Origin of the sequence: Ruminococcoides intestinale (genome assembly GCF_040095935.1) — a bacterium.
Taxonomy (GTDB): Bacteria; Bacillota; Clostridia; order Oscillospirales; family Acutalibacteraceae; genus Ruminococcoides; species Ruminococcoides intestinale.
On record NZ_JBBMFQ010000002.1, the window covers coordinates 221,314 to 247,462 of the forward strand.

Here is a 26,149-nt window from a genome sequence, read left to right on the forward strand (position 1 = left end):
AATGAGATTACTATGTATTGATTTCGGAGGCACAAGTTGAAATTAGGATTGGATATTGGCTCAACAACAATAAAATGTGTTGTGCTTGACGACGAAAACAAATTAATATACAGCACATATGAAAGGCATTATTCCCGAATTACGGAAAAGATTGCAGAAATTCTTGCACTTGTACGAACAAGGATTGACGGCGTTGAAAATGCCTCGGTGGCTCTTTCGGGTTCTGCCGGAATGGGTGTTGCCGAGTCTGTCGGCGTTGATTTTATTCAGGAGGTTTACGCAACAAGAGTTGCCGCCAATACTTTTATTCCGGGTACAGATGTTATAATTGAACTCGGCGGTGAGGATGCAAAGATATTGTTCCTCACAAACGGACTTGAGGTAAGAATGAACGGTACCTGCGCCGGCGGCACGGGTGCGTTTATTGACCAGATGGCAACACTTCTGAATGTTAAGCTTGAGGATATGGACGAGCTTGCAAAACAGCACGAAAAGACATACACAATCGCATCAAGATGCGGTGTGTTTGCAAAGACCGATATTCAGCCGCTCCTTAATCAGGGTGCGAGAAAGAGCGACATCGCAGAGAGTATTTTCAATGCGGTTGTAAGCCAGACTGTTGCAGGTCTTGCACAGGGCAGAGAAATTGAAGGTCAGATTGTATATCTCGGCGGACCTCTTACATTTATGAGCGAACTGCGAAACTGCTTTGACCGCACGCTCGGAACAAAGGGAATCTGCCCCGAAAATTCACTTTATTATGTTGCCTGCGGTGCGGCTTTGTGTGCCGAAAAGACTATTGATTTTGACGAGGTTATCGAAAAGGTAAAGAACTACCGTGGCAGCGGTAACTTTGCGTTCAATCAGCCGCTCTTTAAAAACGAAGAGGAGTACAAGGAATTCTGCGACCGTCATGCAAAGGCTGATGTTAAGCAGAAGGAGCTAAAGGGATACACAGGCAAGGCTTATATAGGAATGGACGCAGGCTCAACAACCGTAAAGGGCGTTGTCCTCAATGATGACGGTGAGCTGCTCTATTCAAAATATCTGCCATCAAAGGGAAACCCCGTTGAGATTATGAAGCAATTCCTTGACGAGGTTTACGAAATAAATCCCGAAATAAATGTTGTTTCTTCTGCCGTAACAGGTTACGGAGAGGACATTGTAAAGAACGCATTTGCGGTTGATTACGGCATTGTTGAAACAATCGCCCACTTTACCGCCGCAAAATATTTTATGCCCGATGTTGAATTTATCATCGATATCGGCGGACAGGATATCAAATGCTTTAAGATACATAACGGTGCAATTGACAATATATTCCTTAATGAGGCTTGTTCATCGGGTTGCGGAAGCTTTTTGCAGACTTTTGCAAACGCTCTCGGATATGAGATTGCCGACTTTGCAAAGCTCGGACTTTTTGCAAAGCGTCCCGTTGACCTCGGCTCACGCTGTACCGTATTCATGAATTCAAGCGTTAAGCAGGCTCAGAAAGACGGCGCAACAATTGAAGATATCTCGGCAGGCCTTTCACTCAGCGTTGTAAAGAATGCCCTTTACAAGGTTATTCGTGCGTCAAGCCCCGACGAACTCGGCAAGCGTGTTGTAGTTCAGGGCGGTACTTTCCTTAACGATGCTGTTTTGCGTGCATTTGAACAGGAAATGGGCGTTGAAGTTGTCCGTCCTAACATTGCAGGACTTATGGGTGCTTACGGTGCGGCTCTTTACGCAAAGAAAAAGTCAAAGGGCGTTGGCAAGAGTACAATTACCGACAAAAAGGGACTTGATGAATTCGTTCACGAAATCAAGGTTGCAAACTGCGGTATGTGCAACAACAACTGCCGTCTTACAATAAATTCATTCGGCAAGGGCAGAAAGTTTATTGCGGGAAACCGTTGTGAAAGACCAATCACAAAGAAGGCTCCTGCAAACGATATGAATATGTATGCCTATAAGCTGAATCTCATTGATTCCTACAAGCCTGTTGAAGGCATAAGAGGTAAGCTTGGAATTCCTATGGCGCTCAATATGTATGAGCTTTATCCGTTCTGGTACAGATTCTTTACTGAACTTAAATTTGAGGTGTTCCACTCACCGTATTCAACAAGAAAGCTTTATCAGAGAGGTCAGCAGACAATTCCGAGCGATACCGTTTGCTTCCCTGCAAAGCTTGTTCACGGTCACATTCAGACTCTTATTGATATGGGAGCAGAAACAATTTTTTACCCCTGTCTTTCCTATAATTTTGACGAGCATCTCGGAGATAACCATTACAACTGTCCTGTTGTTGCTTATTACCCCGAGGTTATCAAAAACAATATGAAGGATATACGCAAGGTTCACTTCATAAAGGAATACTTTGGTATTCACCGCCCGAACGATTTTCCTAAGAAAGCCTATGAAAGACTTTCGTTCCACTTCCCCGACCTCACTCTTAACGAGGTCAGAAATGCGGCTAAGCTTGCATATCAGGAACAGGAAAATTACAGGAAAAAGGTTATTGACAAGGGTAACGAGATTATTGCCAAGGCTGAAAAAGAGGGCAAAAAGATTTTTGTTCTTGCAGGCAGACCATATCATATTGATCCCGAAATTAACCACGGAATCGACAGACTTATCTCAGGCTTTGATGTTGCAATCGTCAGCGAAGATGTTATTTCTCCGAGAGTTGAACATTTCCGGACTCATGTTCTCAACCAGTGGACATACCACGCAAGACTTTATGCGGCGGCAAAATATGTTACAACAAGAAAGGACATGGAGCTTGTTCAGCTTGTATCCTTCGGCTGCGGTGTTGATGCGATTACAACCGATGAGGTAAGAGAAATTCTTGAAAGCAAAAATAAGATTTACACTCAGATTAAGATAGATGAAATTACAAACCTCGGAGCAGTTAAAATCCGAATCCGCAGTTTGCTTGCTGCGCTTGAAAACGATTGATGAAAGGAAATTCTGTTATGGCAGAGTTGAAGTATGACAAAAAAACAGGTCGTTTGCTGTTTACAAAGCAGATGAAAAAGGAATACACAATCCTTATGCCCAATATGGCGCCTATTCATTTTAAAATACTTGAAAAGGTGTTCAACTACTACGGCTATAAGTCTGATTTGCTCGACACAACGGGTCCGGAGATTGCGCAGACAGGTCTTAAATATGTTCACAACGACACCTGTTATCCGGCTTTGCTGGTTATAGGTCAGTTCATCAATGCTCTGCAAAGCGGAAAGTATGATGTTCACAAGGTTGCCCTGATGATTACTCAGACAGGCGGCGGATGTCGTGCGTCAAACTACATTTTCCTTTTGAGAAAGGCTCTCAAAAAGGCAGGCTTTGAGTTCGTTCCCGTAATTTCGCTTTCATTCGGTATGGAGCACAACAGCGGTTTTTCGCTCACACTTCCGCTTATCCGCAGATTTGTCGGCGGTCTTGTGTACGGCGACCAGTTAATGCTGCTTTCAAACCAGACAAAGCCCTATGAGGTGAACAAGGGTGAAAGTATGGCGCTTGTTGATGAGTGGACGGATAAGATTTCCGATATGCTCATACAGGGCAAGGGCTACACTCTTGAAGAAATTGACGAAACTCTTGATAAAATTACAAAGTCATTCACAAAAATTGAGCTTAATAAAGTGCCGAAGGTTAAAGTCGGTATTGTCGGCGAAATCTATGTAAAATACTCCAAAATGGCTAACAACGGTCTTGAGGACTTTCTTGCAGATCAGGATTGCGAGGTTTGCGTACCCGGTCTTATGGGTTTTGCATCATTTAAGGTTGATAACCGTATTGAGGACTACAAGATGTTCGGAGGAAGCAGAGTTAAATACAAATTCTGTTCGATGCTTCTTAACTACCTCACAAAGCTTGAGGGACTTATGGTTGATGCGGCTGAAAAGTACGGCTTTGTTCCGCCTCACAGATATGCTCACACAAAGGAGCTTGTAAACGGTGTTATCGGCTACGGCAGTAAGATGGGCGAGGGTTGGTTGCTGACAGCCGAGATGATTGAACTTGCCGATACAGGCTATGAGAATATCGTATGCACACAGCCTTTCGGTTGTCTGCCGAATCATATCAACGGTAAGGGCGCAATCAGAAAGATTAAAGAAATCAGACCGAATGCCAATATCGTTACCATCGACTATGATCCGGGTGCGCCGAAGGTAAATCAGGAGAACCGTATCAAGCTGATGCTTGCTGTCGGCAAAGAGGAACTCAAGAAAAAGCTTGAGGCTGAAAAAAATGGCGAAAAAGCCGAATCGTCAGAGAAGTCAGAGAAAAAGTAATTTAATATCAATGCTTATGAGTCATCGCAGATGGCGGTGGCTTTTTTATTTTGCGGTAATATCAGGCAGAAAAAGCTAATACAATTTTACAGGGGTTTATCTCGTTTTTAAGGAAAAAATAAGTGTAAAAATCGGGGGATATTATGAAAAAACGACTTAAAGGATTTTTTCAAAGGCTTGCACGGTGGCTGAATGTGCGTGAAATGCGACAGCACAAGGTTAAGGCAGGCGTTTACATCATTATAAGGCTCATACTTGTGTCACTTTTGACTGCCGGCATTTTAAACGGAAAATGGGAGAATGTCATGACCTGCGTGTTAACGCTCGGACTGTTGATGCTTCCGTTGTTCATCGACCGAAAGCTGTCGGTAGCGTTGCCGAGTGTGCTTGAAACGATTGTTGTGCTGTTCGTGTTTGCGGCAAATGTTATGGGTGAGCTCGGTGCGTTCTACGAAAAGATTCCGATATGGGATTCATTGCTCCATACTGTGAACGGCTTTATCTGTGCAGGCGTTGGTTTTGGACTGACCGATATTTTGAACAGAAGCGAACGGGTGAAATTGAGCCTCTCGCCCATGTTCGTGTGCCTGTTTTCGTTCTGCTTTTCAATGACAGTCGGTGTTGTGTGGGAGTTTTTTGAGTTTGGTGCGGATATGCTTTTTGAAAAGGATATGCAAAAGGACACCGTAATCACGGCAATACATTCGGGCTTGATTTCGGGCAAGCCGAATGTGATAATGCACATCAGAGATATAACATCAACCGTTGTGAACGGTGAAAATCTCGGTATTAACGGTTACCTTGACATCGGTCTGATTGATACAATGAAAGATTTGCTTGTTAATTTTGTAGGAGCGGTAGTTTTTGACACCATAGGTTGGTTTTACCTGAAAGGAAGAAGTGCAGGATTTTTGCGGAATTTTATCCCAAGGAAGAAGTAGCGGCGATCACGGCGAGCCGCCGTTCCCAATTCGTGCAGACAGTAGCGGCGATCAGTGATCGCCAATCGTTTTGGTTGCAAAACCAAAACGAACAAACCACAAGTCAATTTTGTGGTATTATTATCTGTTAAAGCAATCATATAATGTCGAACCAATTTTACAATTGGTTCGATTGGCGGTCAATGACCGCCGCTACGGGAATGCACATTATTTTAAGACAAACAAAAGGCAGTCACATTGCCGTGACTGCCCTCTTGCTTTTGGTGATATTCTTATATAAAATTACTTATCTTCCTGAAGTGTGATTTCAACCTCACCGTCGCCCGATGATGAGCTGTAATATTTAACCTTGATTTTGTCCCCCGGCTTGTGGGTTTCAAGAATCGCATAAACATCTGCAAAGCTTGTAATTGTTTCGCCGTCAACCTCTGTGATGATATCGCCTTCTTTAAGGCTTGTGCCGTCACACGGACCGCCCGATACGATACTCTGAACATAAATGCCCTGCGGAATGTTGTAATTTGATGCCTGATCGGAGGTTACTGCAATGCCCGAAATGCCTATTTTTACTCTGCCTTCAACATAGCCGTTCTTTACAAGTGTGTCAACAATGTTTTTTACTGTCTGTGACGGAATTGCAAAGCCCATACCTTCGTAAGTTTCGGAAACAATCTTTGAAGTTGTAATTCCGACAACCTGACCGTAGTAGTTTACAAGCGGACCGCCAGAGTTGCCGGGATTGATTGCGGCATCGGTCTGAATGTACTTTGTAAGGCTTGATGTTGAAAGTTTTCTGTCAAGCGCCGAAATAACGCCCTTGGTTGTTGTGTTCTGATAGTCAAGACCGCCGGGGTTGCCGACTACGATAATATCCTGACCAACCTCAAGCTGTGACGAATCGCCGAATGTTGCAGGAGTAAGTCCCTTTGCATCGTCCATTTTGAGAACCGCAATATCGGTTCTTGAATCGTAGCCCACAACACCTGCCTTGTATTCCTTGCCGTCAGATGTTACAACTCTGATCGCATAGGCTGTTTTGCTGTTGCCGATTACATGAGCGTTTGTGATAACATAGCCGTCCTGTGAGAAGATAATTCCGCTTCCCTGTGAGGAGGCGGTTGTTGTGTCAGCCTGATCGGGTACATCGTCCGAGTAACAGAGAATGCCGACTACCGAGTCGGAAACCTTTTCTGACGCTTTTGCGGCTGTGTAGCTGTTGTTTGTTTTTGCGTCTTTCGGATTGCTTTCAAGCTTCATACCCGAGTAATCCTTGTTCACCTTGTCACTGTAGTCAGACTCATCGTGAGTTTTACCCTGCGAAGATGTGTTAGGAAGGGTTCCAAACGGTGTTGTGCTGTCTTCATTTGGAAGTCTGAACGAATTGCCCGAATCACTTCGGTCGTTGTTCAAATCTTCTTTTATGTCAGCCGAAAATCCGTACACCATCATGCCGATAAAACCGATTGTAAGAAGTGAACAGAGAACGATAATCAACGCAATTATTCCGCCCTTTGTTTTCTTTTGGGGGTACTGTGCGAACATCTGCGGATTGTATTGCTGATTGTATGTACCGTTGTTGCCGTAGGGAGGCTGTCCGTACATATTCTGCTGATACGGAGGTACATTCTGATTGTACCCTGTGTTGTTCTGATACTGGCCGTGCTGCTGACTGTTCTGATTATACTGCGGATTCTGTCCGCTGTAGGGATACTGACCGTAACCGTACTGCCACGGCTGAGCGTAGGTGTTCGGATTCGGATTTTGATTCTGCTGATACGGCGGAACATTTTCAGTCGGATTTGCATTGTTTGCCGTATTTTGATTGTTGTTGCCGAAAATATAATCACCGTACGGTGTGTTGCCGTTCTGCGGCTGAACATTCTGAGCCTGTTCTTCCTGTGTTTCGGGTTCGGAAACGGGAATTGTCTGTTCCGTGTTCATATTATTGTTTTGTACGGGCCTTTCGGTGAACGGCCTTTGCGGTTCAAACCCACCCATATTGTTGTTGTCAAAATTGTCCATAAAAGTTACTCCTACATTTATTTGTTACCGTGGGGTACAAACTGCGTTTGTCCTTAAGTAATGAAACAAAATTTTTTGCAAGCAAATTGCCGAAATGAACAAATATTTCGTAGTGGCGGATATCATCTGTCCCTACGGGATAGTTTACAAAAAATATTATCATACAACGCTTGACCAAAATCAAGTATTGTAATTTACATTTATATTATACCTTTTCACAAAATCAAAATCAACCTTGTTGTGTTACGGAAGTGTGAGTTTATTTTGAAAGTTTAGTGATAATTGACTAAAACAGGACAAAATGAAGAATTTTTCGACTAATTGTTAAAATTTTCACTAAATCTTCTTTTTAGGTCTTTATATTTTCAAAAATATATTGTATAATAAACTTAAATCGGCAGGTGGGGACGCTTGTCTGCTGAAATTTTTTAAAAAAGGAAGATTAAAATGCCATTAGTAAACGCTAAAGAAATGCTTACAAAAGCAAAGGCAGGCCACTATGCAGTAGGTCAGTTCAACATCAACAACCTTGAATGGACAAAATCAATTCTTTTAACAGCACAGGAACTCAACTCACCTGTTATCCTCGGTGTATCTGAGGGTGCCGGTAAATATATGTGCGGCTACAAAACAGTCGTTGGTATGGTAAACGGTATGCTCGAGGAACTCAACATCACAGTTCCTGTTGCTCTCCACCTTGACCACGGTTCATATGAAGGCGCTAAGAAGTGCATCGAAGCCGGTTTCAGCTCAATCATGTTCGACGGTTCACACTATCCGATCGAAGAAAACATTGAAAAAACAAAGGAACTCGTTGCAACTTGTAACAAGCTCGGTCTTTCACTTGAGGCTGAGGTTGGTGCAATCGGCGGCGAGGAAGACGGCGTAGTCGGCATGGGCGAATGCGCAGATCCTAAGGAATGCAAAATGGTTGCAGACCTCGGCGTAACAATGCTCGCAGCAGGTATCGGTAACATTCACGGTAAGTATCCTGCAAACTGGAAGGGCCTCAGCTTTGAAACTCTTGACGCTATCCAGCAGCTTACAGGCGAGATGCCGCTCGTTCTCCACGGCGGTACAGGTATCCCTGCTGACATGATCAAGAAGGCTATCTCACTCGGCGTTTCAAAGATCAATGTTAACACAGAGTGCCAGCTTGCATTTGCAGCAGCTACAAGAAAGTACATTGAAGAGGGCAAGGATCTCGAAGGCAAGGGCTTCGATCCAAGAAAGCTCCTCGCTCCCGGTGCAGAGGCTATCAAGGCTACTGTTAAGGAAAAGATGGAACTCTTCGGTTCGGTTAACAAGGCTTAATTGTAAGCACGCAAACTTAATCTTTACAAAAATTTCAGGGACAGCAAAACGCTGTCCCTGTTTTTATGTTCTGTTTGGTTAACTCAGTTGTATTATAAGACGGTTGTAAAGTCAATTGTTACGTCAAAACGGATTGTAATTGTCACTTTAAAACATAAATCGGGTTGACAAATGCGATAATCGGTACTATAATAATTGTCAACCGATAAAATAATTTGGTTGACAATCTGCAAAACAAAAGAAGCGGTTTTGCAAAGGAGAGGTAATTTTATGACAGAAGCAAAAACAAACAGTAAATCAAAAAGTAATGTATTAAGCCTTGTGTATATGGCGATGTTCGTCGCAATCATCACAGTGTGTGCACAGATTCAGATTCCGATGACAGTTCCGTTCACACTTCAGACTCTCGGCATCTTTATGGCGGCGGCTATGCTCGGTTGGAAAAGAGGACTCATCAGCGTTGCGGTTTATGTTCTCCTCGGTGCAATCGGTGTTCCCGTGTTTGCAGGATTCTCAGGCGGAATCGGCGTTCTCGGCGGTCCGACAGGCGGTTATATCATCGGTTTTCTCTTTACGGCACTTATTGTTGGACTTATGACTGATTTTCTCGGCAGAAAGCTTTGGGTGCTTGCGGTTTCAATGGTTGCAGGTCTCGCAGTATGCTACCTTTTCGGTACAATCTGGTTTATGATTGCAATGCACACAGACTTTGTTGCCGCACTTCTCACCTGCGTTGTTCCGTTCCTTCTTGCAGATGCTGCAAAGATTGTTGTTGCAACAGTTTTGGTGAATCGTCTTGACAAAATCGTTAAGCTTTAAGTTCAGACCGCACCACAGCCTTTGTGTGCAGTTTTTTGAAGGCAAGGGTTACAGCGATGAATTTGTCTGCGGAATGGCAAAAATAGTGTCGGTTCTTGAAAATAACAACGCAAACCTTACGCTTACGGGCGGTTGTGACGAAATTTGTTCATCGTGTCCGAACCGTGACAACGGTAGCTGCGATGTTACGGGCAAGGCGTCATGCTATGACAAAAGATGTCTTGATTTACTCGGAATGAAAATCGGCGATACTGCCGATTGGAAAGAGCTTTCGAAAATTGCAAGAGAAAATATAATTTTAAAAGACAGGCTTTCGCAGGTGTGCGGCGACTGCAAATGGTCGCATATATGCCGTGATAAAGCCGATAAAATGAAAAGTCTTCATTAATCCTCATAGATATATCATGATAAAAGACCTCACGAATTTCGTGAGGTCTTTTGCGTTAATTTACTTTATTTTTGTCAATAGGAATATTATGTTCATTACAAAAATCTATGTATGCTTGTTCAAGTAATTTAAAGTCACAGCTGTTATGAACAAGTCTATCGTTTACTTTGTTTGTGATACGATAGTAGGTGTTTTGTGCTTGCTTTTTAATTTTATCTCTATATTTGTTACAAAAAGCAAGTTCTTTTCTGATTCTTTCTCTTCGTGTGTTGTTGGTAATTCCGTTGATATTCAACATATTGATGCACTTATGTGGAATAGGTAACATATAGGCAAATCTTAATGTTGCATACTCATTACAGTATTTATCGTTTTTTGGTTTGATTTGTATATCGTCCTGTCTATTGTGTTGTTTTGATGATATAGGTACAAAGTAGTCAATTCTGTTAATGTTGAGAACCGTCCCATAGAAAAACTTGTTGTTACCGCTTCTATAATTAACATTAGGTACTCTTGTAAATCCACGGACTGAAGTTTCGTATTGTTTAAGATAATCAATGTATTCCAAGTCTACATTGTAAAATGCGATTTTCATATTCTACCTCATTAAAAATAAAAGCGGGCAAAGAGTACCCGCTTTTTGATTACTTTTACACTCGCACTTTTACAAGCGGCGAAACGCTCAACGATAAAAACACTCGCACTTTTACAAGCGGCGAAACGCTCAACGATAAAAACACTCGCTCTTTAAACAAGTGGCGAAACACTCAACGATAAGATGAGTAATCAAACATCTATCACAGTTATTATATGCTATAAAATTAAAAAAATCAAGGTGTTATCCAAAATTAAAATAATAAAACTTTGCCGATATTTTAAGCAAATTTTGATAAAAAATACTTTATTGAGTAATATTGTTTTTTGTTTTGCTCCTTATTTCAGACGAGCGAACACGGTTCGCCGTTACATTGAAATTGAATGAACAATTACAATGCTACGCTCTGGCATTAAAGTATTTGACTTAAAAAACTATCTTCACGAATGAAAATATTGACTTTTGGAGGAAATTGGATTATTATTTAAACTGTATAACTTTAAGTATGCTTATTTTTAAGATATATGATTTGCAAAGGAGTTGAAAAAAGTGCCGGATCTTTCGATAATTTTCGATATGGGTGTTGTTGCACTGCGTTTTCTTATGCCTGTTTATGCAATAATAATTGTGTACCAGTGCTTTGCCGCAATGCGCCGTCGCCGCCGTCCCGAAACTCCTTTGATTTCACTTTTGAACCCTGCAACGGGCGAGATGCTCCCCGTGCTTTTCTGGGAAAATTCAATCGGCAGAAGTAAAAGCAGTGATGTAACCGTTGATGACCCGACAGTTTCAAGAAATCATTGTGTACTCCTTCGCCGTAAAGACGGTTGGTATGTAAGCGATACCGACTCAAAGAGCGGCACAATGCTCAACGGCAAAAGAACAAGAGGCAGAGCAAAGGTGCTTATTGACGATACAATAACAATAGGCGGTACAAGCCTTATAGTAAAAAGAGGCGAGGAGTTCCAACAGCCGTTGCAGTCGAGCTGGTTTTTCTCAAAGGTCAGCGATAAGCCTGCAATGAAATCGTGGAAGCTTATGCTTCTTATTACATTTTTTCACTTCTTTATGTGCGTTCAGGCAATGTTCTGGAATGACGGCACAAATACAATGGCTCCGCTCGTGCTGTTCGGCGCTCTTGCGGCTGTTGAATGGGGATTCTTCTTTATCTCCTATTTTGTAATCCGCAGAGTAAATTTCGAGCTTGAATCGCTTGCCCTGTTTTTGACGGGCATAGGCGTAATGATGCTTATCAGACAGTCGGAACGCTCGGCTTATGTTCAGCTTGTTGCCGCCGCAATAGGTATGATTTTCTTCTGCATAATCATCAAGCTGATTGAAGATCCCGATAAGGTAAATAAACTCAGACTTCCGGCAATGATTTGTGCGGTCGGTCTTTTGGGCGTAACAATTGTATTCGGTAAGATTACAAACGGCGCCGCCAACTGGATTTATATCGGCTCGTTTTCATTTCAGCCGTCAGAGCTTGCAAAGATTATTTTCATCTTTATCGGCGCAAGTTCGCTTGATGTGTTGATGACAAAGAAGAACCTGCTTGAGTACATTATCTTCTCGGCAGTCTGCGTCGGCCTTTTGGCTCTTATGGGTGACTTCGGTACTGCGCTCATCTTCTTTGTAACATTTTTGCTCACAGCGTTTATGCGCTCGGGCGATTTCAAGACGATTATTCTTGCTGTTGCCGCCGCAATTTTCGGCGTAACCTTTGTCCTCAAGTTTAAACCGTATGTTGCCGACCGTTTTTCGGGCTGGCGTCATGTGTGGGAACATACTCAGGACAACCTCGGTTATCAGCAGGCAAGAGTTCTCACATATATGGCAAGCGGCGGACTTTTCGGCGTAGGTATCGGCAACGGTTTTTTAAAGCAGGTTGCCGCATCCGAAAGTGACCTTGTTTTCGGACTTGTTTCGGAAGAAATGGGAGTTATCGTTGCGTTCACACTTGCCGTGGCAGTAGGTGCAATGTTTATTTATGCAAGGGCAATTACAACCCGAAGCAGAAGTACCTTTTATTCAATTTCAGCGTGCTGTGCGGCAGGACTTTTTGTCGTTCAGCTTTCTCTCAATGTTTTCGGTGCAACCGATGTTCTTCCGCTTACAGGCGTAACATTTCCGTTTGTGTCTGCCGGCGGTTCAAGTATTATGTCTTGTTGGGGACTTGTTGCATTCATCAAAGCCGCAGACGAGAGAACTTATTCGGTAAAAAGATAAGTTTAGTAAATTGAAAACTTGTTTTTCATATATGTACTTTGGTATTAAATAAAATTAGTGCCTTTACTTGCGGGCGTCCAATGAACGCCCCTACTGATACACAGGGAGGTGTAAGGTTTGAAAAAAATACTTCGCAGAAGTACACTTATATATATAGTGGCGCTTGCGTTTATCGGCGGACTCGGCTATCTTGCCTTTGAGCTTGTAACAGGGGCAGACGACTGGGTTGATCAGGCATATAATGCGCATATAGCAGGTGACGGCGGCCTTGCACAGGCAGGAGCGATTTATGACCGCAACGGCACGGCTCTTGCACAGACGGTTGACGGTAAAAGAGTTTATAACGAAAGCGAGAGCGTAAGAAAATCTCTGCTTCATGTTGTCGGTGATGACAGCCTTAACATTTCAACGGCTGTTCAAAGTATGTATCGTTCTCAGCTGATAGGCTATAACCTTGTTTTCGGACTTAATATGCCGGAATCATTGCGTGCTTCTCACGATATAAAGCTGACAGTCGATTCCGCAACCTGTGCGGCTGCTTATGATGTTCTTGCAGCTTATAACAAAAAAGGTGCCTGTGTAATATATAACTACAAAACAGGCGAGGTTATCTGTTCCATAAGCACAATGGCTTACGATCCGCAGGCTCCTCCCGAAATTACCGAGGACAACGAAAGCGAATACGAGGGCGTTTATCTTGATAATGTGCTTTCGTCAACCTTTACTCCGGGTTCAATCTTCAAAATCGTTACATCTGCGGCGGCAATCGAGAATATTCCCGACCTTTATGACCGCACTTGGGTTTGTAACGGAAGTGAGAACATAGGCGGAAGTGAAGTTACCTGTACGGAAACTCACGGAACGCTGACATATAAAGAGGCAATGGCACATTCCTGCAATATTGTTTTTGCAAAGCTTGCCGTTGAACTCGGAAGTGACACAATGACAAAAACTGCCGAGAAAATCGGCATTAACAGCTCCTTTGATGTTGACGGAATTAAAACCGCAAAAGGTTCATATGATGTCAGCGATGCCAATGAAAACCAGCTTGGCTGGTCGGGTGTAGGTCAGTATAATGACAAGGTAAACCCGATGCAGATGGCAATCATCTGCGGTGCAATCGCAAACGGCGGTAAGGCTACAAACCCTACCCTTATCAAAGATGAGTCCATACTCTCCGCACTCGGCATAAACTACAAGAGCAGCGGACAGGAGCTTTTTTCATCCGATACGGCGGCAAAGCTTGATGATGTTATGAGATACACCGTTTCGGATTACTACGGCGACAACCTTTTCGGCGGACTTACAGTCTGTGCCAAAACAGGTACGGGTGAAGTCGGCGATGATAAGAACCCTAACGGCTGGATGGTCGGCTACTCAAAAGATGAGGACTGCCCTCTCGCCTTTGCCTGTGTTGTACAGGATTCGGGTTTCGGCTTCCAATATGCCGGTCCCGTGGTTGAGGCCGCAATGATTCAGGCTGCAAAAAGCCTTGGAGCGTCTGCGGTGCAGTAAATTAAAATTATATTATTGAAAATACAGTTTGACCGATTTTTTCGGTACATTGAAAGGAAGAACCCTGATGAATTTTTTAAAGGCTATGTTCGGCAACTACAGCAAGCGTGAAGTTAAGCGTGTGCAACCAATCTGTGACAAGGTGCTTGCACTCGAAGATAAATATGCGGCTATGAGCGAAAGTGAACTCAAGAACCAGACAACAATTCTTAAAGAAAGACTTGCCAACGGCGAAACAACAGACGATATTCTCCCAGAAGCATTTGCAACCTGTCGTGAGGCAGGCTGGAGAGTGCTTGGTATGAAGCACTTCCCCGTTCAGATTATCGGTGGTATCGTTCTTCACCAGGGCAGAATCGCCGAGATGAAAACCGGTGAAGGTAAAACCTTGGTTGCTACCCTCCCTGCATACCTCAACGCTCTTACAGGCGAAGGTGTTCACATTGTAACAGTCAACGATTACCTTGCCCGTCGTGACTCAGAGTGGATGGGCAAGCTTTACAGATACCTCGGTCTTTCGGTCGGCCTTATCTGCCACGATCTCGATAACGAGGGCAGAAAAAAGGCTTATGCCGCAGACATTACATACGGAACAAACAACGAACTCGGTTTTGACTACCTCCGTGACAACATGGTAGTTTACAAGGAAAACAAGGTTCAGCGCCCGCACGCATTTGCAATTGTCGATGAGGTTGACTCAATCCTCATTGATGAGGCGAGAACTCCTCTTATTATTTCGGGTAAGGGCGACAAGTCAACAGACCTTTACGCAAAGGCTGACGCTTTTGCAAAAACTCTTAAAGTTCAGCGTTTTGCAGAACTTGATGCAAAAGAGGATATGGAGGAATATTACAAGGAAAACGACATTGATTATGTTGTTGATGAAAAGCAGAAAACAGCAACCCTCACACAGAGCGGTGTTAAGAAAGCCGAAGAATTTTTCGGTATTGAAAACCTTACCGATCCCGATAACCTTACAATTCAGCACCATGTAAATCAGGCTATCAAGGCCAACGGCGTTATGAAGCTTGATGTTGACTATGTTGTTAAGGACGGCGAAGTTATCATCGTTGACGAATTTACAGGTCGTCTTATGTACGGCCGTCGTTTTAACGAAGGTCTTCACCAGGCTATTGAGGCTAAAGAGGGCGTAAAGGTTCAGAGCGAAAGCAAGACTCTTGCTACAATCACATTCCAGAACTACTTCCGTCTTTACAAAAAGCTTTCGGGTATGACAGGTACTGCTCAGACAGAGTCGGAAGAATTCCAGGAAATCTACAAGCTTGATGTTGTTGAAATTCCTACAAACAAGCCTGTTTTAAGAAAAGACCTCCCCGATTCGGTTTATAAGACAGAAAACGGCAAGTTCCACGCTGTTATTGACGCAATTGTTGAGGCTCACGAAAAGGGACAGCCTGTCCTTGTCGGTACAATTTCAATTGAGAAGTCGGAGCTTCTTTCAAAAATGCTCAAAAAGAGAGGCATTAAGCACAATGTCCTCAATGCAAAACAGCATGAAAAAGAGGCTGAAATTGTTGCTCAGGCAGGTAAACTCGGTGCGGTAACAATCGCAACCAACATGGCAGGTCGTGGTACCGATATCATCCTCGGCGGTAACGCAGAGTATATGGCAAAAGCCGCAATGCGTAAGCAGGGCTTTACAGAGGAGCTTATTGAAGAAGCTACAGGTTATGCGGAAACCGATGATGAAGAAATCATCAATGCAAGAAATACATTCAGAGAACTGAATGACAAGTATAAGGAAGAAATTAAGGGCGAGGCTGAAAAGGTAAGAGAGGCCGGAGGTCTTTACATTATGGGTACGGAAAGACACGAGTCACGCCGTATTGATAACCAGCTCCGTGGTCGTGCAGGCCGTCAGGGCGATCCGGGTGTCAGCCGTTTCTTCCTCTCAACCGAGGATGACCTTATGCGTCTGTTCGGCGGTGACAGAATGAAAATGATGATGGAGCGTATGAATGTTGCCGAAGATATGCCTATTGAGAACAAAATGCTCACAAGTATTATCGAAGGCTCACAGGAAAAGGTTGAGCTTCGTAACTTCGGCATTCGTAAGGATGTCCTCCAGTACGATGATGTTATGAACAAACAGCGTGAAATCATCTACGGTCAGCGTGATCAGGTTCTTAACGGTGAGGATCTCCACGAAACAATCCTCAAAATGGTTGAGGATACAATCGCAACTTCAATCAAGCAGTACCTCCCCGAAGGTCCTGCAGAACATTGGAACTTCCAAAGCCTCAAGGATTATTACGCAGGCTGGCTTATCAGAGATGATTCTAAGTACGATTTCAGTCTTGAGGATCTTGAAGATATGGAACCCGAAGAGATTCAGAAGATGCTCGTTGATGATGCTCTTGAAATCTACAAGGAAAACGAAGAACTTCTTCCCGAGGAAACAATCCGTGAGATGGAGCGTGTTTACCTCCTCAAGAATGTTGATACACATTGGATGGATCACATTGACAATATGGATCAGCTCAAGAGCGGTATCAGACTTCGTTCATACGGTCAGCACGATCCTGTTGTTGAGTACAGAGTTGAAGGCTTCGATATGTTTGATGAGATGATTGAAAGCATTCGTGAAGATACTGTCAAGATGATGCTCATTATGCCAAAGCGCGTTTATGAGATTCAGAAAAGACAGGATGCAATTGCAGCGGCAAAGAGAGCAGCTCAGAGGGCTGCCGCAGCGGCACAGTCTGCATCCGATGATGAAGAAGCTGTTGAACAGTCGGACGCCGTAAAGCAGGCGCTTCACCGTGAGCAGGTTGCTCAGCCTACAGAAACTTCTGCAGACGGTACGGATTCTGTCAACAAGACTATCCGTAAGGGCAAGAAAATCGGCAGAAACGATCCCTGTCCGTGCGGCAGCGGTAAAAAGTACAAGAAGTGCTGCGGCAGAGATCTTTAATATGTTTGCATAAAGCGGTTTGTATAATTGCGATTTAAGTGAATTACATTTTGAAGGGCAGAGAGCAATACTCTGCCCTTTATTTGTGCCGAATTTTCAAGGTATTCGGTGATTAATTTGATGAGATATAGATATTGATTATAAAAATATATCTGAAAAATTCTGCAAAATGCTGGTTTTGGGGCATTTTATGTTAAAAAACAACAATCGCAAAATAATACATATTTCTACACGCGCAGCTTGGAGTAAACTTGCATAAAAATTTTTGATATTTTTGAAAAAAGAATTAAAAACCAACAAATTTAGTGCCGAAATGGACTTTTTAACTGCCTGTTAAGGTTATACAATGGGCATAATTTATCTTAAACACAAAAAATGGCGATAAATAAGTAATAAAATCACATTATGGTCAAAAATATTAAATTGTATTCGCAGATATGCAAAATAACCAAAAGCATTACCCGAAGTTTGGTTATATTGCCTCTACAAAAGTGCAATAAAATATTATATAATTGTATGCAAATCAAAAAGAAGAACAAATTCAAAAATTTACGTTTCATAATTAGTTGGCAGATATATTGGACTGTTCTATGCAGTCCTGTTTAATTGTACTTTGACTGCCAAAACAAAGTAATCGGCAATGAAGGAGAAGAAAAAATTATGAAATTAGGTAAAAAGCTTTGCAGAACCGTAAAGAAAAGCTTTTCCCTTGTGCTTGCACTTACCATCATGCTTTCGGTATGTGCCGTGTCGGGTATGTCGCTTAATGTATTTGCGGCAACATCTTCGGGACAGAAGATTTATATTAACCTGACCAAGAATAAGGAATGGAAAGATTTTTCTTCTGTTACATATCGTTTTGCTAAGGATGACGGCACGGTTCTCAGTACGGGTACTGTAAGCAAAAATTCTTCGGGAGTTTTTGAAACCACTGCACCATCCGGTGCAACAAGAATTGAGCTTTCTTCGGGGGTTAAATTTACTCTTCCTGGAAAGACTGTTGCAAGCGATTCCCGTCGTATCTATCTTCATAACAGTAACACCTATAACGAAGCTTATGCATATTCTTGGGTAACCGATACTGACTGCAATGGAAAGTGGCCCGGTGTTGCAATGAACAAGCTCACATCTTCGGACAGCGATTACTACTATGTGGATGTTAAGTCATCCTATAAATATGTAATCTTCAACAGCAGGGGAGAAAAACAAACAAGCAACCTCAGTATTAACGATTCATACAGTACCGATAATGCTCTTTATGACGCCTCAAAAAGTCAGTGGACTAACCCGTTCATCAAGACTCTCGACCTTTCGGGTACTTCGGGCGACACGGAATTTTATCTTACAACTGACGGCTCGTTCAAAGAAAGTAAATACCTTTCTGTTGAAGCTCCCGACAAACAGTCAAAGGCAACATATAAAACAGTTTATGTTTCAAACGATGACTGGAAGTCGCTTACAAAGGTTTATGCAACTTTTGACTACAACGATGCCTATGAAGGAACAGTTGAGCTTACACAAACCACGGTAAACGGTCATGTGGTGTTCAGCGGTAAAATTCCGACAGATGCGGTTTTAAGATTCCATCCGCAAAAATCTAATCTCAATGGTGCATCTTCCGCAACTTCATATCCGACAGGTTCGGGATATGATTATTTGGGCTACAGCGAGAACACGGCTACATATGTTAAGACAGCCAGAGGCGAAAGCTGGACAAAATTCTCGGAAATAGGCAATGTAGACTATAACGCTGTTGTTGAAAATTCATTCTCAAATAATCCTAACATAGTAGGCGTTGACGCAACATACTTTGACTACTGGTCGGACATGGAGCAGGAGAAAGGGTATCTTCAGTGTCAGGGTAATGGCAATATGTATGACTATTGGTATCAGTTTGATAACTTCAACAGCTACATAAGCAACATTGCTTTAAACTATAAGTCGGACTGGAAGTATCCTCTCTACTTCGGCAATATGTATAAGGGTAATGAACACTACGAAACGTTTGAGACTCACGCAAAAGGACTTACAAACATCAACAATTATGATGATAACTATTACTATGCAGTAAACAACTCCAACGGTATGAAATGGGATGGCGGTAATTATAACCAGTCCTTACAGGGTCTTATGTACAACAGGCTTGACAGCAAGGGCGATCTTCAGGTTATAAATGGTGTCAAGGCTCCTTACTTTGATGCTGAGGCACTTTCAACCGCTACATATGATGGCTCAAGAGTTGCCAATGTTTATAAGTCATCTTTCCCGTTCCGTACAACTACTGACAGTGCAGGCGTTACTACTTATGAATTTACTTCAAAGAGTGCAGCCGATAACATCTACTTCACATGGAACGGCCTCACACCTACAAAAATTAACTACGGTGCGGATAAGAAGTATGGAATTCTCGATGACCTGGGTAGCTTCGGCGGCACCAACGGTTATGGTATTTTCCCATTCAACAATACTTCGGCTACATCATCGGGCAAGGGTACTAACGATAACCTTGACTATGGTTTCGGTATCAGACTTGATATAGACTTTAGAGTTCCTGCAAAGGGTAAACTTGCAAACAACGAAGATGTAACCTTTAACTTCACCGGTGACGATGACCTTTGGGTTTATATCGGCGAAGATTCAACAGGCGCTGATGCAGAGCTTGCTCTCGACCTCGCTGGTGACCATAAAGAGGCAAGCGGTTCAATTAACTTTAATTCAATGACCGCAACAGCCGACAATGTATTTGCCGACTACTCACCTTCATCATCGTCGACAAAACTTACAGTTCCGAGTGATGAGTTTTGGGTTAAGACAGGTAATTATACAGACTTCTGTTTGAATGTTTGGCAGGATAAAGAAGTTGCTACACTTAATGACGGTGCATATTTTGTAAAACCTTATGAAACATCAGATGGTTTTTACAAATTCAAAAAGTCAAAACTTGGCAACAATACAAACGCTATCTTCTGTAAGTGGCAGAATATAAGGGACGGCATGCTTACAAAAGAGCTTACTCTTTCAGACCTTTACGGTAAAATGTGGAACGGTGACGGCACTCCGTATTCTGCAGACGTTTCGTCACATCCTACAAACCTTGGCACAGTTTCAAAGACAATCAACAATGGTGTTCAGCTTGATCCTAACAAGACATACCATATGGTAGTATTCTATATGGAGCGTGGTGAGGCTGAATCTAACTTCTCAGTAAACTTTACAATGACACCTGCCAACAATGACCTCAAGGTTACAAAGGCACTTGATACAGGCGATGTTGTTTCTGAAATTTCAGATGACCTCAAAGCTAATGAAACTTTTGATTATACAATCAAAGAGAACGGCAATGATACCTCCGGTAAAGGCTACAAGCTTACAAAATCAGACGAAAGCACAAGCAGTGAAACTCTTTCAAACAGCGGTTTCACACTTAAAGATGATTATATGGCTGACTTTGACAACTCATTCAAGACCGGCAACGATATGACGGTTGACGAGTCAACAGACAGCAGTAAGCTTAAATACACAACGAACTGGGAACTTGTGAACAACAGAGTCGGTTCAATAATCAAGAGCGGTTCAACTACGAACTCGGCATTCAATCTTGCGGATCCCGCTGATGAAAGTGCTTATGCACAGCTCCAGCTCGACTATACCAACAAGATAGTGACAGCACCTCTTGAAATTTCAAAGAATGTTGTTGATGAAGACGGTACAACCGACTACGACACAAGTCAGCAGTTTACATTTGCAATTGCTCTCGACTTTGACGGCAACGGTTCAACCTATGACTACAAGACCTATCCTCTTGAGTATCAGCTCAAAGAGGAGGGTGCAAGTGATTATTCAAGCACAGTTTACCGTACATCCTTGGACGGTTCGTTCACAATCAAAAAGGGCGAAAGCATTAAGCTTCTCAATATTCCTGTAGGTGCAACTTATAAGATTACAGAGAAAACCGTTACAGGTTATATTCCCTATAAAGTAGGCGATCAGAGTTTCAACGGTACATTCGTCGGTACTCTTGCGGAAGCAGGAAATGTGCTTGACTTTGTCAATAAGGTTAATCCTACAAACTTTGCTGTTTCGGTAAATAAGACTCTTGACGGTCAGCCTTACAGCGGCAGCAAGTTCGTTTATACATTGACAGGTCTTGAATCAATGGATACAACAAAACAGGATACTGACGGCAATACTATCAAGACAAACAGCACAGCATTAGTTTCCAAGAAATCGGCAACACCTGACGCAAGCGGTAAGGTTGAATTCAAAGACCTCAGCTTAATCAATGTGGGTGTTTACAGATTTAAGATTACCGAGGCTCTTGCCGAGGGCGAAAATGCATCCGATTATAAAATGGATACAAACACCTGGCTTGCCGAGATTGAATTTCTTGAAGGCGGTGAAGTAACGCCGCCTAAGTATATTAAGGTTAAGAACTCAGATATTGAAGGCAAAACCGATGCTCAGCTTGCAACTTACTTCAACAATTCTTCTCCTGTTGAAAAAGCCGTGTTTGAAAATGAAACCACACACGGAAGTGCAACAGTAAACAAGAAGAATCAGACAGGCGGTAATGTAAGTGATACGGAATTTGCTGTGATGAAGGTATCTCGTGAGGGTATCTTTACTGCAGATGATATCAATACAATCATTAAAGATGCCACAAAAGATGCCACAATGAAAACTCATATGACTTCTAAAAATACAGACAGGAACGGTAAGGCTGTGTTTGACAATCTGACAATCTTCAAGGACGGTCAGGGCGAGTTTACAAAAACAAACGGTAATGTTGTATGGAGCGACAGTTCCGACAATTATATATCAGGTACTTCAACATATCAGACATACTGTCTGTTTGAGTACAAACCGTCAGCGGGTTACACCCCGAACTACACACTTTCCTACTTCACACTTCCTGTTGAGGGTAAGTACGATGTTACATATGATTATGTTGACGGCGCAATTACAATGCCTTCGGCAAGCGGTGACGGAATGAACGGTTATTTTGTTCTCGGTGTATCGGTTGCAGGACTTGCGGTGACAATGTTCACGGGTTACGCAATCTATTACGGAAAAGGTCGTAAAAAACGCAGAGCAAGACGCAGAAAGTAACCCAATATGATTTAACTTGTTAGAACAGGTGATTTTTTAATCATATGTTTCTTTCATAGAAAACCTCTTTGACTGCTACGGACACCGTTGTTAGCCGGTGTCCGCCATGCAGCCACCCCAACCCGTTTAACCATTTGGTTAGAATATAATTACATATATTAAATCAAACACAAAGGAGAAAGAAAAATGAAAACTACAAAGAAAATCTTTGCAGCAGTTCTCGCAGTAATGATGATCGCTCTCATGATTCCATTCTCAGCAAGCGCTGCAACAAGCGATGCTTATAACGCATTTATCAAGGGCAAGAACGGCTTTACAGTAAATGTTTATAAGGTAGCAAAAATTGACACAACAACAGGCGAATATACAGAAATCCAGGGTGGCACAGCTGTTGAAACAGCTCTCAAGACTTGGAAAAATGCATCAGGTAACGATTCAAAGGCTCTTCTCGAGGCTTGCGAAAATACAACATTTGCAGACAGCAAGGGTGACCACACATTCGCTTCTGACGAAGATGTTTACAACTTCGGTACAAATGAAGCAGGTGTTTACTATGTTAAGGTTACAGGCCAGCCTGCTGAAACAAGCGTAAAGAAAAAGGGCGGCGCTCTCTTTGCTCTTCCTGAGGGCACAAAGACAACTCAGGGTTCAGCAGAAGCTCCAATCGAACTCAAGATTAACACAGGTGCAGTTGAAGTTTCTAAGGAAATCGTTGGTGGCGACATCGATACTAAGAGCACAACTGCTTCTGCAGGCGACACAGTAACATTTAAGCTCACAGCTTCAGTTACAGGTTCTAAGGAAGTTCCGCTTACTGAATACACAATCCACGATAACCTTTCAGGTAGCTTCGACACTCCTGCTGTAACAGAAGTTAAGGTTGACAACACTAAACTTTCAACTTCAGATTACACAGTAGATGCTTCATCACAGTCAGATATTAAGATTTCTCTTTCAGAGTCTTATCTTAAAGCTGCTAAGGAAGGCACAAACGACTTCTATGCAAGTTCAGATGTTACTGTAACACTTACAGCAGTTCTTAAGGACACAGCTGTTTCAGGCAACACTGCAACAGACAACAGCAACAGCGACAGCCTTACATACACAAATGTATACGGTCAGACTGAAAAGTCCGGTGAAACAGTATATGTTTACACATTCGACCTTCCTGTATTCAAGTATGATGGCACAACAGATAACAAGACGGGTCTTGGCAATGCAACATTTGAACTCAAGACAAAAGAGGGCACATTGATTGACACTAAGACAACAGACAGTAGCGGTAATGTTACATTTGCAAAGCTCGCTGCAGGTACATACAAGGTTAAGGAGACAGTAGCCCCTGCAGGTTACAACCTCAACTCTTCTGAGTACACAGTTGTTATTAGCACAACAGGTGTTATCACAGTTACAGTTGACGGTAATTCAAGCACAGTAAATCAGGTAGAAGTTCCTGATTATCCTGTAACAGTTCCTTCAACAGGTGGTATGGGTACAATGATGTTCTATGTTGGCGGTGCAGCACTTATCGCTTGTGCAGGCGTTCTCCTCTTTGTTCTTAAGAGAAAGAAAGCAGCAAAATAATTAATCGAATATCTTTATCTTAAAATCTGTGGTATATGTAATTTTCAGGGGATGCGGCAACGCATCCCTGTTCTATTTACAGAAGAGCTGTAGAGGCGGATGAATATTTATGTTTATATAATATGTTTTGATGTGATGAAAATTGTGTATTGTCTGTAGGAGAAAACCATTACATTTTTACAGTCGGGCATAATATGTTTTTTATATTACAAACTGTCTTCCCGACATTAATTTTCCGTTTTCCATTTTCAATTTTACATTTAACTAAACCTTTCGCTCGGGCATAAATGTTTTTTGACATTACAAACTATCTTCACGAACTGGGAACGGCGGCTCACCGTGCTACAGATTTGTGAGAACAATTGTAATGTTACGCTCGGGCATAAATGTTTTTTAACATTACAAACTATCTACACGAACAGGGAACGGCGGCTCGCCGTGCAGTTGCGATAAATAGTAAAATATAGTATAATAACAACGGAACAAAAACACGCAGAAAAGGAAAATTTTATGAAACGAAAGCTGTCAATTTTACTAATAGCTTTAATATTTGTTGCAGGAATCGGCATAATGAGCTATCCGCTTGTCAGTTCCGCAATTAATAACTATGTCAGTAGAAGCAGGGTTAAGGAGTACACCGACAGGGTTGCTCAGATGCCGAGTGAGAAAACTCAAAAAATGTTTGAAGAGGCGACAAAGTACAATAACAGCCTTTCAAATAATATGATAATTACCGACCCATTCGATGAAAAGGCTTTTCAGAAAATCGGTGCAAATTATGAGAAAACTCTCAATATTGATGATAACGGTCTTATCGGCTATATTGATGTGCCGAAAATCAATGTTTATCTGCCGATTTATCACGGCACAAGCGAAGAGATTCTTTCCAAAGGTGCAGGGCATCTTCAAAACACTTCCCTGCCTGTCGGCGGTGCAAGCACACATTCCGTAATTTCTGCCCATTCGGGTTTTCCGGGAGAAACTTTCTTTGATTATCTCACTGATATGAAAGTAGGCGATGAATTTTATGTTCATATTCTCGACAGAACGCTGAAATATGAGGTTGATCAAATCGAAGTTGTTCTTCCCTCGGAAATCAATTCCTTGCGAATTGTTGACGGTGAAGACCTTGTAACGCTCCTCACCTGTACCCCATACGGCATTAATACTCACAGACTTCTCGTGCGTGGCAAGCGTGTCGATTATGACGATACAAAGTATATTGAAACGGGCGAGTCGCTTGCAAAGTTTGACAACGGTTACATATTCTTTCTCGGTTACAAAATCCCTTATGCAGTCGCAATCGGCATAATTGTCGGCTTTGTTGCACTTGTTGTGTTTGTGGTTGTATTTCTGCTCAAGCGTAAAAAGAAGAAGTCAAACGGTGCAAAACGGCTGAGAGATGACTCGGCTGACGAAAATCAGAATAATTCGGGCGGTGATTCCGATGATTAAAAAAATACTTACGGGTGTGGCAATAGCAATGCTCGTTGTCGGAATAGGTCTTGTCGCATTCCCCCCTATATCAAATTTTATCGGAACACAGATTTCAAACGGTGAGGCTGACGGCTTTGATACCCGTGTTGAAGAAGCTGAGGACGGCTCTTTTGAACAGGCGGTCAAGGACGGCAAGGTTGACGAAGATGGTTACAAAATTGACAGGGAAGGCAAGCGTACCTCCAAACAGCCCGTTGTTTTCAAGGCTGATCTCGACAGACTTTTCAATGACAGCGTTGCCTACAACAAAAAACTTGAAACAAACCAGTATGAAATGCTCCGCAATGATACCTATTCACAGGCTGCCGTCAATCTTGAAGATTACGGCATAACCGACGGCATTTACGGCTATGTTACCGCCGAAACAATAAATATGCGTTTGCCGATTTACCTCGGTGCGAACAGCTCAAATATGAGCTACGGTGCGGCACATATGAGTGCAACATCATTGCCGATCGGCGGTAAGAATACAAACGCAGTCCTTGCAGGTCACACGGGATACATCGGTCGAATTTTTTTTGACAACCTCCGCAACCTCAAAATCGGTGACAGGGTTTCAATCACAAATTATTGGGATACACTCAATTACAAGGTAGTTGAAACCAAAGTCAATAAGCCGAGCGAATCGGGCGACTGCTATTTGCAGAAGGACAGAGATTTGCTCACGATGTTTACCTGCATAAGTGACGGCAACGGCGGTTTTGACCGTTACTATGTAATATGTGAGCGTGCGTCATAATTTACAGCAGACTGCATCACGGTGCAGCCTGTTTTTTTGTTTAAAGACCAATTGTTTAAAACAGAAATGACCGAGTATTTTGTCTGTCATTTTGTAATAATTAATATCGGGAAAAATACGCATATATTGCCGTAAATGCCGAATTTATTTTAAAATTATTGACATAAGAAAAATAGATT

At 42.5% G+C, this 26,149-nt stretch carries 15 protein-coding genes; 13 read left to right on the forward strand and 2 right to left on the reverse strand.

The annotated features are described in order from the left end of the window. The first annotated feature begins 36 nt into the window (after window positions 1-36). From WMO31_RS04775 to WMO31_RS04785, 3 genes are all read left to right on the forward strand, one after another. Window positions 37-2,940, forward strand: coding sequence for an acyl-CoA dehydratase activase (locus tag WMO31_RS04775; RefSeq protein ID WP_117519480.1), 2,904 nt, complete (start codon window positions 37-39; stop codon window positions 2,938-2,940). 17 nt (window positions 2,941-2,957) lie between these two features. After that, window positions 2,958-4,283 (forward strand): 2-hydroxyacyl-CoA dehydratase, encoded by a 1,326-nt coding sequence (locus WMO31_RS04780; RefSeq protein WP_117519479.1) that lies wholly within the window; start codon window positions 2,958-2,960, stop codon window positions 4,281-4,283. Between the two features lie 143 nt (window positions 4,284-4,426). After that, window positions 4,427-5,224, forward strand: coding sequence for a DUF2238 domain-containing protein (locus WMO31_RS04785; protein WP_117951610.1), 798 nt, complete (start codon window positions 4,427-4,429; stop codon window positions 5,222-5,224). A 282-nt stretch (window positions 5,225-5,506) separates the two neighbouring features. Here WMO31_RS04785 and WMO31_RS04790 read toward each other — a convergent pair whose 3' ends face one another. Beyond that, the gene (locus WMO31_RS04790) at window positions 5,507-7,246 is read right to left on the reverse strand and encodes a trypsin-like peptidase domain-containing protein (RefSeq protein ID WP_367999308.1); all 1,740 of its coding nucleotides are present in this window, start codon (window positions 7,244-7,246) and stop codon (window positions 5,507-5,509) included. A 447-nt stretch (window positions 7,247-7,693) separates the two neighbouring features. Between WMO31_RS04790 and fba the strand changes: the two genes are divergently transcribed. The 3 genes from fba (at window position 7,694) to WMO31_RS04805 (ending at window position 9,767) form a co-directional block, all read left to right on the forward strand. Beyond that, window positions 7,694-8,560 carry a class II fructose-1,6-bisphosphate aldolase gene (gene fba, locus WMO31_RS04795; RefSeq protein WP_046431197.1) on the forward strand — a complete coding sequence of 289 codons (867 nt, stop codon included), beginning with the start codon at window positions 7,694-7,696 and terminating at the stop codon, window positions 8,558-8,560. Between the two features lie 270 nt (window positions 8,561-8,830). Further along, window positions 8,831-9,379 (forward strand): biotin transporter BioY, encoded by a 549-nt coding sequence (locus WMO31_RS04800; RefSeq protein WP_015523107.1) that lies wholly within the window; start codon window positions 8,831-8,833, stop codon window positions 9,377-9,379. Further along, window positions 9,357-9,767, forward strand: a complete 411-nt coding sequence (locus WMO31_RS04805) for a DUF1284 domain-containing protein (RefSeq protein ID WP_303666574.1) — start codon at window positions 9,357-9,359, stop codon at window positions 9,765-9,767. Before WMO31_RS04800 ends, WMO31_RS04805 begins: the two co-directional genes overlap by 23 nt. A 55-nt stretch (window positions 9,768-9,822) precedes the next feature. Here WMO31_RS04805 and WMO31_RS04810 read toward each other — a convergent pair whose 3' ends face one another. Then, on the reverse strand, window positions 9,823-10,362 hold the full coding sequence (locus WMO31_RS04810; RefSeq protein WP_021883797.1) for a type III toxin-antitoxin system ToxN/AbiQ family toxin: 540 nt from the start codon (window positions 10,360-10,362) through the stop codon (window positions 9,823-9,825). Between the two features lie 549 nt (window positions 10,363-10,911). Between WMO31_RS04810 and WMO31_RS04815 the strand changes: the two genes are divergently transcribed. From WMO31_RS04815 to WMO31_RS04845, 7 genes are all read left to right on the forward strand, one after another. Continuing rightward, window positions 10,912-12,591 (forward strand): FtsW/RodA/SpoVE family cell cycle protein, encoded by a 1,680-nt coding sequence (locus WMO31_RS04815; RefSeq protein ID WP_117931320.1) that lies wholly within the window; start codon window positions 10,912-10,914, stop codon window positions 12,589-12,591. 117 nt (window positions 12,592-12,708) lie between these two features. After that, window positions 12,709-14,106 (forward strand): penicillin-binding transpeptidase domain-containing protein, encoded by a 1,398-nt coding sequence (locus WMO31_RS04820; RefSeq protein ID WP_117882628.1) that lies wholly within the window; start codon window positions 12,709-12,711, stop codon window positions 14,104-14,106. A 67-nt stretch (window positions 14,107-14,173) separates the two neighbouring features. After that, entirely contained in the window at window positions 14,174-17,041 is a 2,868-nt protein-coding gene (gene secA, locus WMO31_RS04825) for a preprotein translocase subunit SecA (RefSeq protein WP_296176512.1), read from the forward strand. Between the two features lie 660 nt (window positions 17,042-17,701). Then, window positions 17,702-22,150 carry a DUF7601 domain-containing protein gene (locus tag WMO31_RS04830; protein WP_367999309.1) on the forward strand — a complete coding sequence of 1,483 codons (4,449 nt, stop codon included), beginning with the start codon at window positions 17,702-17,704 and terminating at the stop codon, window positions 22,148-22,150. A 186-nt stretch (window positions 22,151-22,336) separates the two neighbouring features. After that, window positions 22,337-23,734, forward strand: coding sequence for a SpaH/EbpB family LPXTG-anchored major pilin (locus WMO31_RS04835; RefSeq protein WP_367999310.1), 1,398 nt, complete (start codon window positions 22,337-22,339; stop codon window positions 23,732-23,734). Window positions 23,735-24,244: 510 nt separating this feature from the next. Then, complete coding sequence (locus WMO31_RS04840; RefSeq protein ID WP_367999311.1) at window positions 24,245-25,189, forward strand: class C sortase; 945 nt, start codon at window positions 24,245-24,247, stop codon at window positions 25,187-25,189. After that, window positions 25,182-25,970 carry a class C sortase gene (locus WMO31_RS04845; protein ID WP_304016731.1) on the forward strand — a complete coding sequence of 263 codons (789 nt, stop codon included), beginning with the start codon at window positions 25,182-25,184 and terminating at the stop codon, window positions 25,968-25,970. The genes WMO31_RS04840 and WMO31_RS04845 overlap by 8 nt, the downstream gene beginning before the upstream one ends. The last annotated feature ends 179 nt before the right edge of the window (window positions 25,971-26,149 follow it).

Bases quoted from the DNA above. Each gene is read 5' to 3' on its own strand.
- WMO31_RS04780 (WP_117519479.1), top strand. From the start codon at position 2,958: ATGGCAGAGTTGAAGTATGACAAAAAAACAGGTCGTTTGCTGTTTACA.
- WMO31_RS04785 (WP_117951610.1), top strand. From the start codon at position 4,427: ATGAAAAAACGACTTAAAGGATTTTTTCAAAGGCTTGCACGGTGGCTG.
- WMO31_RS04790 (WP_367999308.1), bottom strand. From the start codon at position 7,246: ATGGACAATTTTGACAACAACAATATGGGTGGGTTTGAACCGCAAAGG.
- fba (WP_046431197.1), top strand. From the start codon at position 7,694: ATGCCATTAGTAAACGCTAAAGAAATGCTTACAAAAGCAAAGGCAGGC.
- WMO31_RS04800 (WP_015523107.1), top strand. From the start codon at position 8,831: ATGACAGAAGCAAAAACAAACAGTAAATCAAAAAGTAATGTATTAAGC.
- WMO31_RS04810 (WP_021883797.1), bottom strand. From the start codon at position 10,362: ATGAAAATCGCATTTTACAATGTAGACTTGGAATACATTGATTATCTT.
- secA (WP_296176512.1), top strand. From the start codon at position 14,174: ATGAATTTTTTAAAGGCTATGTTCGGCAACTACAGCAAGCGTGAAGTT.
- WMO31_RS04830 (WP_367999309.1), top strand. From the start codon at position 17,702: ATGAAATTAGGTAAAAAGCTTTGCAGAACCGTAAAGAAAAGCTTTTCC.
- WMO31_RS04835 (WP_367999310.1), top strand. From the start codon at position 22,337: ATGAAAACTACAAAGAAAATCTTTGCAGCAGTTCTCGCAGTAATGATG.
- WMO31_RS04840 (WP_367999311.1), top strand. From the start codon at position 24,245: ATGAAACGAAAGCTGTCAATTTTACTAATAGCTTTAATATTTGTTGCA.
- WMO31_RS04845 (WP_304016731.1), top strand. From the start codon at position 25,182: ATGATTAAAAAAATACTTACGGGTGTGGCAATAGCAATGCTCGTTGTC.